Consider the following 13,371-nt stretch of genomic DNA (forward strand, 5'->3'; position numbering starts at 1 on the left):
GTTTTCTGTTGAGTGGAGACTCCGCAAGCGGAAACTGCATCCCACAATTAGCGCCCGGAACGGGACACATTTTCCCAACGAGCCTCAACCGGAAAATACATCCCGGAATCCAGCTGAATAGTGGGACACACTTTCCCAATCGGGTCCCAAGCGGAAACTGCATCCCATTCCAGACAAGAATTCCGGGACACACTTTCCGCAAACAAAGAAGGCCACATAACGTGGCCTTCAACTTATATATGTTCGGCGATACACCCAAGACAAGCCATGCTCCAACAACAGGGCGTCTGTCCGGGCGGAGGTATGTAAGGTTCATCGCGAGTTCCGCACGCAAAGGAGGCCACTTAATGTGGCCTCCGTCTTGCGCAGGACTGTCCGAGCAGGGAACCTTACGTTCCGCGTCGCCGGGCAGACGAACCAGTTAAGACGCGCTGCTACTTGATCTTGGTCGTACCCGGTGCCAGGTTGGGGTCGGTCTCGTTGGCCTCGGTCTGGAAGTGCTCCGTGTAGACGTTCTTGCCGTCGCGGAACATCTCGTAGTACTGCATCTTGGCGTAATCCTCGCGTGCCTTGGCGGCAGCCGCGGCGGCGTCGTCGTCACCGGTGACGTTGGAGGAGAGCGCCCAGCGCAGGCTGGCGTCCTCGTAGCCCACCGAGTTGATGGCGGGCAGCGACTCGCGCAGCGTCATGTGCGCTTTCTGGTAGTCGGAGAGAGGTGCGCCGATCAGCTGCATCAGCTGGGTGGACAGATAGTTGGTGGACAGGTCATCGACCTCGCTCGTCTGGTCGCAGCCGGCAACGTCGTAGTTGGCCCAGATGATGTAGTCGGTCTGCCACAGGCGCTCTTGATGCGTAGCGTCGTCCTCGCCGGTAAACCACTTATCGTTGAACTTGGACGGGAAGAACGGCTGGTGATCGCCCCAGAACACCACGACCACCTTGCGGTCGAGCTTGCTCAAGGCGTTGAGGAAGTAGCGCAGTGCCTGGTCGGACTGCTCAATGCACGAGACGTACTCGTCGACATCGGAGAGCGTGCCGTCCTCGACGGTCTTGGTGTCCAGGTCGGTCGTGTCGATGTTGAGGTGCATCTGCTTGTCGACCGGCAGCAGACCCGTATCGTAGCCCGAGTGGTTCTGCATGGTTACGTCGAAGATGAACTGCGGATCGGCGTTCTGGTCGAGCAGCTCAAGAATCTTGTCGTAGGTTGCCTGGTCGGTCACCATGCCGCGCAGGGTGTCGGCGCCCTGGAAATCGTTGATGGACAGGAACTGGTCAAAGCCAAAGTCCTTGTAGACGTTCTCGCGGTTCCAGTTGGTCGCGTGGTTGGGGTGCATGGCCGTGGTGGAATAGCCGAGCGACTTGAACTGCTCTGCCAGGTTCCCGGTCGTTTCCATGTTGTAGATGGTGTAGGGGTACACGCCCGAGCCCAGGTTGGCCATGGAGTTGCCGGTCATAAACTCAAACTCGGTATTGGCGGTACCGCCGCCGTAGGCGCTCACGTAGAGCTTGCCGCGGCTGAGGCAGTTGGACAGGTTCTTAAAGTACTGCGGGCCCTCGTAGCCGGCGCGCATGTTCTGATAGATGGACAGGTCCGAGAAAGTCTCGTTCATGATGGCGATGACCGTGGGCTTCTCGCTGTCGAACTGCTCCTTTGCGGCGGCGCGCTCGTCGCTCTTGGCGGCATCGGACTTGTCGTAGGCCTTGGCGTACTTTTTGAGCGTGGCCTTGGCATCGTCGACGGAGTAGTCGGCGGGTTTGGGCGGCTTGATGGACTGCGCCGCGCTAATGAAAGCGGGCAGGTAGCCCTCGCGCCAGTAGCTCTCGAGCGGACGCCAGGTGTAGACGGTTATACCGAGGGTGTTGTAGTAGTCGATGAGCGTGACGTGCGCGGTCACACCACCCAGGCACAGCACCGCTACGAGCAGGTTGGTGAGCAGCATGCGCTTGGCGTTGGCGGCGCCCTTCTGGCGATGCGGCGCGACCAGGCCGGCGTACTCGCACAGCAGCATGGCGATGGCGGTAAAGCCCATGGACAGCACGCAGAACAGCGAGATGGAGAAGGTGTAGCCGGTGCCGGCGACCGCGGCGGCAGTGGAGATGGCCGAAAGGTCACCCGGCTGGATGGGCATGGATTTAAACGTGATGACGAAGAACTCGGCAATGCCCAGGACAAAGAGGGCAAAGGCCAGGACCGCGGGAGCTGCGCCGTGGCGCTGGAACAGGAAGAACAGGCCGGTCATGAGCACGGTGATGATGGCCCACTCGAGCAGGATGCATAGGGGGTAGACCCAGGTAAAGTCGTGGTTGGACGAAACCTCTATGCCCAGCAGCGCAAAGACGCCGGCGAGCAGCAGGCACAGGACGGCGGCGACGAGCGGTTTGCCCACAAAGGCGCCGCGCAGGCGGGCGAGCTTGCCGGTGGGGGCGGGGGCGTCGGGCTTGGCGAACGCAAAGACGCGCGGGGCGATGCGGTCGCGGGCGATGCTGGCCCAAGCGCAACCGGTGAGAATGGCATTGGTCAGGATGAGCATCACAAAGGCGAGCGGCTCGTTTTGCGCGACGAGACCAATAGCGCCCCAGACGGTCAAAAAGACCTGGAACAGACCGAAGGCGACGCTCCAGGCGATAGCGCCCTTGGCAACGGTGCTCGACTGTGCGCGAATGGCCTTGGCCTCGCGCAAGACAAGGTAGACGGTCGCCGCAAGACCGACGAGCGAGATGGCGGCAGCGAACATGCTGAGACTCCTCACAAACTAAAACCTACGAAAGCGGGGGTTTACCCGATTGTTACCAAGATATGCGCTGCAATTGGTGGCTGCGCACAACAACCAGCCATATTAACGCGCGCGTGTGGCGGTGTGGCGCAATGTAGTGGCGACCTGCGCGATAATGGACGGGAATTACACGGAAACGTAAAGGCTTCTTAAAGAAATGGCGAGGGCAGGGCGATGAGCGAGCAGGTTTGTATGACGGGCGCCGAGTACTGCGACGGAGCTGTGGGCGTGGATACGTGTGGCTATCCGGTCGAGACGACGGGCAATGCGGTGCTGGACACGTTGGAGCACCGTTCCTCCACGCGTGCCTTCGCGCGTGATGACGACGACCGCCCCGTGGCGGTGACCGACGAGCAGCGGGCGGCGATTCTGCATGCGGCGAGCCGTGCGCCGTCGGCAGGCGCCATGATGATGTATTCCATCGTGAGCATTCGCGAGCAGGCTACGCTGGATCGTCTGGCCGACCTGTGCGACCACCAGCCCATGATCGCCAAGGCGCCTTGGGCACTAATATTTGTGGTCGACTATGCCAAGTGGATCGATCTGTTTGAGCATGTGGGTTGCTTTGAGCCCGAGTTTGTAGAGCGTACGGGCAAGGCGCCCCGTCGTGCACCGGGTCTGGGCGACTTTGCCATCGCGGCGCAGGACGCCGTGATCGCCGCCCAAAACGCCGTGGTTGCCGCCGAGGCCCTGGGGCTGGGGAGCTGCTACATCGGTGATATCGTCGAGAATGCCGAGGAAGTTGCCGAGCTGCTCGATCTGCCGCCCTATACCATGCCGCTGTCGATGCTCATCATCGGCACGCCCCGTAAGGAGCGCCCGGCAATCGCGCACCCCGTGGTGAACCTGGTGCACGAGGAGCGCTACTGCCGCGCGGATGCCGCGACCATGGACGCGCAGGTGGCCGAGATGGACGCGATGTTTCGCCCGCATGCCCGCGAGGTGGGGGAGCGCGTGGTGGATATCTACACCCGCAAACACACCAGTCCCTTTATGGCCGAGATGAGTCGCTCCATGGAGTGGTGGTTCAAAAACTGGCTCGGAAAATGACGAATGTGGCAAAGGGGGCGTCCCTTTGTCACATTCCATATCGCGCGATGGCATAAAGGCCGTATAAATGTTTATCTAGCTGGGAAAACAGTGCATTAAAACATGGGCCGATTGCCTATAATCCCTTCGAACATTAAAGTTGGGAGGAAACCGGCTTATGGAACAAAAGGCCAAGGAGGCAGCCTCGCACGCTGCGATTCCTGTGAGCATCTCGGCGATGCTCGTCACGCTGGGCGTGGTGTACGGCGACATCGGCACCAGCCCTATGTATGTAACCAAGGCGCTCGTTGCCGGCAACGGCGGCATCGGAAGCGTGACGGAGGAGTTCGTGCTCGGCGCGCTCTCTCTTGTCGTGTGGACGGTCACGCTGCTGACGACCGTCAAGTACGTGCTGATCTCGCTGCGCGCCGACAACCACGGCGAGGGCGGTATCTTTGCCCTGTACAGCCTGGTCAAGCGTTGCGGCAAGTGGCTTATCATCCCCGCCATGCTGGGTGGCGCCGCACTGCTCGCCGACGGCATCCTGACGCCGGCTGTTACCGTTACCACGGCCATCGAGGGCCTGCGCACCATCCCTGCGGTTCACGCCGTGCTCGGGGATGACCAGGGCCGCGTTGTCGCCATCACGCTCGCCATCATCATTGCGCTCTTCTTGGTGCAGCGCATCGGCACGGCCAAGATCGGTCACGCCTTTGGCCCCATCATGACGCTGTGGTTCCTGTTCCTGGGCGGCACGGGTCTGTTCTTTGTCTTCCAGCACCCCGCCGTGCTGCTGTGCCTCAACCCGGTGCGCGGCATCGCCTTTTTGCTAAGCCCCAACAACCACGCGGGCATCATGATTCTGGGCAGCTGCTTCCTCGCCACCACCGGTGCCGAGGCGCTCTACTCCGACATGGGCCATGTGGGTCGCGGCAACATTTACGCCACCTGGCCGTTCGTTAAGTGCTGCTTGCTGCTGTCCTATATGGGCCAGGGCGCTTGGCTTATGAACAACGCTGCCAACCCCGAGCTCATGGGCATTGCCGACCTTAACCCGTTCTACCAGATGCTCGCCCCGGGCCTGCGTCCGTTTGCCGTCGGCCTTTCAACCATCGCGGCCATCATTGCCTCGCAGGCGCTCATTACCGGCGCGTTCTCGCTGGTGTCCGAGGCCAGTCGCCTGGACCTCATGCCGCACATGCAGGTCTTCTATCCGGCCGAGACCAAAGGCCAGCTCTACATCCCCATGGTCAACAACGTCATGCTTGTCGGCTGCGTCATCGTGGTGCTGCTGTTCCAGAACTCGGCTCATATGGAAGCCGCCTACGGCCTTGCCATTACGCTGACTATGATGTGCACCACGCTGCTGCTCTTCTTCTACCTGCACGAGGAGCGCAAGCTCAAGGTTGCTCCGTGGATCTTCGCGGCCTTCTTCCTTTTGCTCGAAGGCTTCTTCTTCGTGAGCTCACTCACCAAGTTCTTCCACGGCGGCTACTTCACCATCCTCATGGCTGCACTCATCATGGGCATTATGGTGTGCTGGTACAACGGCACGGCGGTCGAACAGCGCCAGTTTACGCTGCTGCCGCTGCGCAGCTATCTGCCGCAGCTCAAGCGCCTGCGCGACGACGACCGTTACGAGCGCATGAGCGACAACATCGTGTACCTGACCAAGGACACCCATACCGACTACATCGACCGTGATATCGTCTACTCGATCTTGGACAAGCATCCCAAGCGCGCTCGCGCCTGGTGGTTCGTGAACGTCGAGACCATGGACGAGCCGCATACCTTTGCCTATTCGGTCGAGACGTTCGGCACCGACTACGTGTTCCGCGTGCATCTGTACCTGGGCTACAAGATTAACCAACGCGTCAATGCCTACCTGCGCCAAGTTGTTCAGGACCTGGCTGCCAGCGGCGAGCTGCCGTCGCAGACGCACGACTACTCGGTCTATAAGGATCCGGGCAACATTGGCACGTTCAAGTTCGTCATGATCCGCAAGCTGCTGGCGCCCGAAAGCGACGTGGAGCCGAGCGAGCGCACGGCCATCACGCTCAAGTACATCATCCGCCGCGCCGCCGGCACGCCCGCGCGCTGGTACGGCCTGGAGAACTCCAACGTGAGCTTTGAGTACGTGCCGCTGTTCACCAAGTTTAAGGCCGTGAGCAAGATGCAGCGCCTTGCCCCCAACGAGCGCCCGTAGCCGACGGAGACTACACGGAGTTGGTTATCGATGAGCAAAACTAAAGCCGGGGAGGTAAACATGGATGCAAGGACACTTGACGTCCGTGAGGCGCGCGTCGACGCCGCCGAAGATCGGTTCTTTACGAATCGGGCCAACATGGACATGGTCGATCGCGTGATTTCGATCGTGGCATTGGTATTTGGAGCGGTGTGCGTGTGCGCCCTGCTCGCGCACGTGCTGTTTGTCTAACGACCGCAGGCTGTAAAGGCTATACACTTGGAACCACCACAAGGGGAAACCACCACAAAGGTGCCTGTCCCCTTTGTGGTGGTTTTTGTTTTTGAGAGAGGGGCGGGGCGCTGATGGACGTCCATGCGGACGGCGATATTGCCGAGAACTTTTGGTGGCGGCGCACGACGCTGACGCGTCGCAGCCCTCTGTATGACGCCTGCGTATCGGCGGGGCTGCTGGTCGCGGCGACGATTGCGGGCGCGCTGCTCGACCATCCGGGTCTCGCGCCGAGCATCATGATCGTCTATGTGTTCGCCGTGCAGCTGTGCGCTTTCTTTACCTGGAGCCGCCTGTATTGCCTGCTGAGCTCGGCTGCCGCCGTGGCGCTCTACAACTATTTGTTTGTCGACCCGCGCTACTCGCTGTCGCTCATCGACCGCGTCTATCCCGGCATGTTCTTTATCATGTTTGCGGTCTCGCTCGTGTCGAGCTCGATTGCGCTGGCCCTGCGCCGTGCCTTGGCGCAGGCCGCCGCCAGCGACCGTCGTACGCAGATGGTACTCGAGACCAATCGCATGCTGCAGCGCTGCGCCGATCAGCAGCAGATTGTCCATGCTATGGCAACGCAGCTGGCGCGTCTTTCGGGCTGTCCGGTCGTGTGGTACAGCGCCGATCCGGAAGACGATGACCTGTTGCCGCGCGCGACGTACACGGCCGTGGGCGATGCCGCGCCGGTGCACGAGCTGGTGCCGCAGATGCCGCCACGGCTCTCGGCGTCCGCCTATGTGGGAACGCCGCTCGATGCCACCTACGGCGGCTCGGCGTTCTACGGCATCTACCTGACCGTGCGCTCGGGCGACACCATGGTGCGCGCGGGCGATCCCGCCTCGGTGGTGGGCGTGCTGGCTATCGTTGCCGAGCCCGACGTGCTGACGCACGAGGAGCGGACACTTGCCGATGCCATCGTGAGCGAAGGAGAGCTGGCGCTCGATCGCGCCCGCGCCATGGAGGCCCGCGAGGAGGCGGCGGTGCTCGCTAAAAATGAGCAGCTGCGTGCCAACTTGCTGCGCTCCATCTCGCACGACCTGCGCACGCCGCTTACCAGTATTTCGGGCAATGCCGATGTGCTGCTCGACCAGGGCTCGACCGGCACGGCCGTGCTCGACGACCAGACGCGCCGCGGCATGCTCCTGTCCATTCGCTCGGATGCACAATGGCTCAACGCCACCGTCGAGAACCTGCTCGCCATCACCAAGCTCGAGGGTGGTGGCATGCGCCTGTCGACCACGCTCGAGCTCATGGACGATATCGTCGAGGAGGCGCTGCGCCACGTAAATCCGGCTGTGCGCGAGCACGACCTTAAGGTAGTGGCGTGCGACGAGCCAGCGCTCGTCAACGTCGATGCGCGCCTGATGGTACAGCTCGTGGTCAACCTGGTGAACAACGCCATTGCCTATACGCCTGCGGGTTCGCATATCGTGATCTCGATTGGCGCTGACGGCGGGTGCGTGAGGTGTTCGGTCGCCGACGACGGGCCGGGCATTGCACCCGAGGACCGCGAGCGCATCTTTGAGTCGTTCTACACCGCCAACCATGGCTTGGCCGATAGCCAACGCAGCGTGGGCCTGGGATTGTCCCTGTGCCGCTCCATTGCGCTGGCACATGGCGGTAGCATAGAGTTTGCCGCGGCGGAGCCGCACGGCTCGGTCTTTACGATTGAGCTTCCCGCCGCCGACGTTTCGTTTGATAAGGAGTAGCGCTGTGCCGAACTCTGCCGTAAAACCGCTCATCTTGGTCGTTGAGGACGATCCCGCCGTCCGCAATCTTATCGTTGCCGCGCTCGAGGCACACGGCTTGCGCCATATGGCTGTGGAGACCGCTCACGCCGCCATCGCCGCCGCCTCGTCGCAGGCGCCGAGCATCGTGCTGCTCGATCTGGGCCTGCCCGATATGGACGGCGTCAAGGTGGTGGAGTCGGTGCGTGCATGGTCGGGCATGCCGATCATCGTGGTCTCGGCGCGCAGCGAGGACGCGGACAAGATTCGCGCGCTCGATGCCGGCGCCGACGACTACCTGACCAAGCCGTTTTCGGTCGAGGAGCTGCTCGCGCGTATTCGCACGACGCTCAGGCGCCTTTCGTATACGCAAACGGGCAGTGTTGCCTCCGAGGGCTCGTTCGATACCGGCGAGCTGCATATCGACTTTGATGCCGGCATCGCCACGATGGATGGCGAGGAGCTGCATCTGACGCCGATCGAGTACAAGCTTTTGTGCCTGCTGGCGCACAATGCCGACAAGGTACTGACGCACCAGTTTATCCTGCACGAGATTTGGGGTACGGCAACTAAGAGCGACCTAGCGAGCCTGCGTGTCTTTATGGGCACGCTGCGCAAGAAGATCGAGTCCGACCCCGCGCATCCGCGCTATATTCAAACGCACGTGGGTATCGGTTACCGATTGGTCACCCAAGGCTAGATCGCCAATCACCATCCCAATATGAGTTGCGGTGGAATACGGTCTAAATTTGCCTAATTCCAGGTAAAACAGTCCGTATTCCACCGCAACTTTGTTATCTGCCCTTGGGCTTGCTGGCGTAGAACTTCTTCTTTTTGGGCTTTCCGGCGGGGGAGGGTTTGCCGGCAAAGTTGGACTTGCCGTTGCCGGCCTGCGCGTGCGCGGGCGCTGCTGCACGAGGCTTGCGCGCCTCGGGGTTGCGCAGCTCCTCGGTTCGATCGGCAATCTCCTCGGCGCTAAAACCGACCTCGGCCATGGCGTCCTCGATGGGCAGTCGGCGCACGATATAGCAATGATGCACCTTCTGGTTGCGTGCGAAATCCTCGGGGATGGTCTGCGCCGTAATGTCCTCCAGCACGACGCCCGCGCGTGCGAGCTTGCGCGTCTCGGGGCGAAAGCCGCGCAGGTTGCAGCTAAAGATGGCATGTCCGCCCTGTGCGAGCAGGCGAGATACGCCGGCCAAAAGCTCAACATGGTCGCGCTGGACATCCCAGGTGCGGCGGCCCATCTTGGACGAGTTCGAAAACGTGGGCGGGTCGACAAAAATCAGGTCCCAGCGGTTGCGCGTCTGGCGCTGGTCACGAATCCAGGCGAGCACGTCATCGCGCACAAAGTGATGCTGCGGGCCAACAAAGCCGTTCTGGCGCATGTTGCGCTCGGCCCAGTCCAGGTAGGTGTTGGAAAGGTCGACCGTCACGGTCTCCTCGACGCCGCCGTCTGCCGCATAGCAGGTGGCGGTGCCGGTGTAGGCGAACAGGTTGAGGAAGCGGCGTGCCTGTTTGGCGTGCTCGCGCACCAGGTTGCGGGTGACGCGGTGGTCCAGGAAGATGCCCACATCCAGATAGTCGTCAAAGTTGACGGCAAAGGTAAGGCCGCCCTCTTCGATGAGCGGCAGGCGACGGCGCGCGATGTTGGCACGCTCGCCCGATCCGCCCTTGCCGGCACCCTGCTTGCCGTACTGCGAGCCGCCGCGCGAACGCATGCGGGCCTTGGCGTGCACATGCTCGGCGGGAACATCTAGGATGCGCGGCGCGATGGCCAAGATGTCGAGCATGCGGGCCTGGGCCAGCGTGGGATCGATGGTCTTGGGCGCGGCGTATTCGGCGATGACGAGCCAGCGTCCCGGCGTCTGCGGGCAGCCTTCGTACAGGTCAATGGCGGCGGAGTAGTCGGGCAGGTCGGCATCGTAGACGCGGTAGCAGCTCACGCCCTCGCGCTTTGCCCACTTGCGACGCAGGCGGGCGTTCTTGCGCAGGCGGTTGGCGAACTGCTCGGACTCGGGGATGAGCACGGGCAGCGGCTTGCCGTCGCCCAGGTCGAGCGTGGCGGCAGGTTCGGGCATGGGAGTGTCGGCGGCTTCGTCTTGAGCGTCTGCGGTCTGCTGTTCGGCATCTGCGCTGGTCGCAGCTTCGAATGCCGCGGTGGCGTGGTCGAGCGAGGGCCAGACCTCAATAGCCGCCTCCTCGTTATTGGGCATGACGGCGATGGAGCGCGCAGGCTCGGCATGGAGCGCGCGGGCCATAAGGCCATCGCGGGCGAGCGTGGCGACCGGCGCGGCGGTAAGCTCGGGCGCGCGGCGCAGCTCGCCGACCAGCGTCATGGCGTCGTGCATGAGCGAAAGCGGGGTCTCGGTGGTGTCTGCGACTACGGCGGCGCCGGCGACAGCGCCTGCATGGTCCAGCACGGTGGCTGGTTTGGCAGCGCAGAAGTCGACGAAACGCTTGTAGCCGGCGCACTTGATCATACGCTCGGCAGTCTTGCGGGCGGCGGGGTCGATGTCTACGGCCACGATGCGCGCCTGGCGCTCGCGCGCTGCCGTTCCGCGCTCGCGCGCCTCGGCAAGCAGCTGCTCCCACAGGGCGGCGTCGTGCAGCTGCCAGCCCTCAAAACCCCAGTGCTTGCGTGCGGCACCCGGGGCGCGGTCGGTCAGGATATTCACGGCCTCCAGCAGCAGACCGCCGCCGGCGCACGAGGCATCGATCAGCGTGGGCAGGGCTTCATTCTCGTAATCATCGGCCGTCAGCTCGCGCTCGCACAGTGCGGTCCAGCCGACCTGCGCCAGCACCAGAGCGGCGTAGTCGGGGCGCAGCACGTGCGCGCCCTCGCCGGCACGGGTCGCTGCGGGCGGCAGGCGCTTGAACAGCGGGTCGCCCGAAAGGTCTAGGCTTATGCTCGCGCGGCGCTGGCGCAGCGAAAGCAGTAGGTGAACATCGGGGTCGGCGGCATCGACATCGGCGCGACGTCCTGTGGTCTCGGCCAGGCGGTCGCACAGCGCGTCTTTGGCGCGCAGGGCCGAGAAGCGCGTGTTGCGCAGCTGCTCGGTCACGCCGCGGGCGGTAATGGCGATGGTGGCGCCGGGGCGGATGATGGTCTCCCAGGCGATGTCGTAAACGCCATCGTACAGCTCGTCGGCATCCTGCGCCTCAAAGCGCCCGAGTACCACGAACACGCGGCTCGCCAGGCGCGACCGCAGACAGGCGCGGTAGCCTTCTTCGAGCTCGCCCTCAAACGTGGCGCGGCCCTTCAGCCGGCGAACATGCGAAAGCCCGAGGCGTTTAAGCTCATCGGCGAGTGCGGACTCAAAGCCCTCGGGGCAGCTTGCGTAAAATTCCATGGGTGACCTCTCTGGTTGCGTCGCTCCATTATATGATGGATGCTTCGTTTGCCCTTATCCTCGAAAGGAACCCATATGATTGATGCGTGCCCCGAATCCGCTGTGCTCTTTTTTGACGTGGACGGCACGCTGGCGTCGTTCGATCCCGACGATATGACCGATAAGGACTTCAATGCAGTCCATCCGTCGAAGTCCGTTATCGATGCATTTGGTCGCCTGCGCAATGCGGGTCACCGGGCATTTATCTGCACGGGTCGTCCCTTGTGGCTGATTGCCGATGGCCTGCGCGCGCTGAACCCGGCGGGTATCGTTGCCATGGCGGGGGCGACGCTCGAGGTCGAGGGCCGCGTGGTGCATGAGGACTGCTTTGACGAAGACATTGTTGAGGAGCTTGCGCATCGCGTTGTGGATGCCGGCATCGAGGTTTTTTTCGAGTCCAATGCTGCGACCTTTGCGCTGGAGCCTGTGGGCGTTGAGCGCTCGTCTTTAATCGGTACCTCTGTGGTGCACAGCGCCGAGGAGATGCGCATCGACGGCAGCTTGCGCGTGGGCAAGGTATGCCTCAATGTGCCCAGTTTGGCTCGTGTAGCCAACGATGACGGCTTTATCAATCGCAACTTTGAGCTGTGCAACACCGGTGGTCAGAACCGCGAGCTGAGTCCCAAGGGTATTGACAAGGGCGTGGGCGTGACGCGAGCGCTGGCGTATCTGGGCCGCGAGGGAAATGCGCGCACTTTTGGCTTTGGCGATTCGGGCAACGACCTGGGCATGCTCGCTGCGGTCGAGACGGCTGTCGCCATGGGCAACGCCATGCCCGAGGTCAAGGCGGTCGCCGACTACGTGACCGACGATGTCGCACACGACGGCACCGTCACAGCGATGCAGCATTTCGGCCTCATCTAATGAATCCCGCGTTCTGACGTTTGCTCAAACTGCGACTCTTTGCTTTTGCATGCTCAATCGATTTATCAATCCAAACACTGAGGTGTTTATACCGTTCGCCGAGAAGATAAAAACCCGCAGCTCACGCCTTGATAAACGTAGGTAAAGTGTTTAGCAGTGCAACGCCCATGTGCAAGCGAAAGGAATCAGGCAGATGGCAATCAAGGTGTTCGCTGACGGTGCAAACCTCGAGGGCATGCTCGACATGTACGAGAACGGCAACGTTCAGGGTTTCACGACCAACCCGTCCCTTATGAAGAAGGGCGGCGTGACGGATTACCGCGCGTTTGCCAAGGAGGTCCTGGCCCACATCACCGACGTTTCCGTCTCGTTTGAGGTCTTTGCCGACGACGTCGAGACCATGGAGGTTGAGGCTCGCGAGATCGCTACCTGGGCCGAGAACGTCTACGTCAAGATCCCGTGCGTGACCACCAAGGGCGAGTCCACCGCCGAGCTGGTCCACAAGCTTTCGGCCGACGGCATCAAGGTCAACGTCACCACTATCTTTACGCCTAAGCAGGTCGATGAGATGGTCGAGGCCGTTGACGCCGAGACGCCGTCTATCATCTCGCTTTTTGCCGGCCGCATCGCCGATACCGGCGTCGATCCCATTCCGTTTATGACGGAGTCGGTCAAGAAGGCCGCCGCAAAGCCCAGCTGTGAGGTCTTGTGGGCGTCCACGCGCGAGCTCATCAACATTTACCAGGCGGAAGGATGCGGTTGCCAGATTATCACGGTGCCCAACAGCATCCTGGCCAAGCGTAAGAACATCGGCCGTGACCCGTACGAGGTCTCGCTCGATACCGTGCGCGGTTTTGCCAAGGATATCGCCGCTTTGGGCTTCCATATTCTGCCGTAGGGCGAACACTGGCTGCGCCGTGGGCTGTTCGCCCCGGCCTTCCCTTTCCCTATCGCTCACGCGCTTTGCGAGGGTCGCGCTAGGGAAAGGGAAGGCCGGGGCTGCCGGCACGAGCTTGCCAGTAGGTTCTGAGCTGAATGAGACTTTGTTGGTGCCGCCTCTTTGATGGGCGGCACCTTTTTGTTGTGGTATCTGCAAGTTTTCCCATTGGGTGAGAAAA

The 13,371-nt window shown here is 62.0% G+C and carries 9 protein-coding genes; 7 read left to right on the forward strand and 2 right to left on the reverse strand.

The genetic code is table 11. The features are described from left to right. Window positions 1–434 precede the first annotated feature (434 nt). Window positions 435–2,735 carry an LTA synthase family protein gene (locus tag AAAX73_RS04760; RefSeq protein WP_349125188.1) on the reverse strand — a complete coding sequence of 767 codons (2,301 nt, stop codon included), beginning with the start codon at window positions 2,733–2,735 and terminating at the stop codon, window positions 435–437. A gap of 213 nt (window positions 2,736–2,948) precedes the next feature. On the opposite strand from AAAX73_RS04760, the gene AAAX73_RS04765 reads away from it, so the two are divergent. From AAAX73_RS04765 to AAAX73_RS04785, 5 genes are all read left to right on the forward strand, one after another. Next, on the forward strand, window positions 2,949–3,824 hold the full coding sequence (locus AAAX73_RS04765; RefSeq protein ID WP_349125189.1) for a nitroreductase family protein: 876 nt from the start codon (window positions 2,949–2,951) through the stop codon (window positions 3,822–3,824). A 157-nt stretch (window positions 3,825–3,981) separates the two neighbouring features. Continuing rightward, entirely contained in the window at window positions 3,982–6,009 is a 2,028-nt protein-coding gene (locus AAAX73_RS04770; RefSeq protein ID WP_349125190.1) for a KUP/HAK/KT family potassium transporter, read from the forward strand. Window positions 6,010–6,069: 60 nt separating this feature from the next. Further along, window positions 6,070–6,240: a hypothetical protein gene (locus tag AAAX73_RS04775; protein ID WP_156333780.1), complete on the forward strand. Its 171-nt coding sequence runs from the start codon at window positions 6,070–6,072 to the stop codon at window positions 6,238–6,240. Between the two features lie 113 nt (window positions 6,241–6,353). After that, window positions 6,354–7,979, forward strand: a complete 1,626-nt coding sequence (locus tag AAAX73_RS04780) for an ATP-binding protein (protein ID WP_349125191.1) — start codon at window positions 6,354–6,356, stop codon at window positions 7,977–7,979. A gap of 4 nt (window positions 7,980–7,983) precedes the next feature. Further along, entirely contained in the window at window positions 7,984–8,697 is a 714-nt protein-coding gene (locus AAAX73_RS04785; RefSeq protein ID WP_349125192.1) for a response regulator transcription factor, read from the forward strand. Window positions 8,698–8,791: 94 nt separating this feature from the next. Here AAAX73_RS04785 and rlmKL read toward each other — a convergent pair whose 3' ends face one another. After that, window positions 8,792–11,350 (reverse strand): bifunctional 23S rRNA (guanine(2069)-N(7))-methyltransferase RlmK/23S rRNA (guanine(2445)-N(2))-methyltransferase RlmL, encoded by a 2,559-nt coding sequence (gene rlmKL, locus AAAX73_RS04790; protein WP_349125194.1) that lies wholly within the window; start codon window positions 11,348–11,350, stop codon window positions 8,792–8,794. Window positions 11,351–11,425: 75 nt separating this feature from the next. On the opposite strand from rlmKL, the gene AAAX73_RS04795 reads away from it, so the two are divergent. Together AAAX73_RS04795 and AAAX73_RS04800 are read left to right on the forward strand one after the other, a co-directional pair. Continuing rightward, entirely contained in the window at window positions 11,426–12,253 is an 828-nt protein-coding gene (locus AAAX73_RS04795) for an HAD-IIB family hydrolase (protein WP_349125195.1), read from the forward strand. 193 nt (window positions 12,254–12,446) lie between these two features. Then, on the forward strand, window positions 12,447–13,151 hold the full coding sequence (locus tag AAAX73_RS04800) for a transaldolase (RefSeq protein WP_349125196.1): 705 nt from the start codon (window positions 12,447–12,449) through the stop codon (window positions 13,149–13,151). Window positions 13,152–13,371: the final 220 nt, after the last annotated feature.

The sequence above is a fragment of the Collinsella sp. CLA-ER-H9 genome, from assembly GCF_040092295.1.
Classification (GTDB): domain Bacteria; phylum Actinomycetota; class Coriobacteriia; order Coriobacteriales; family Coriobacteriaceae; genus Collinsella.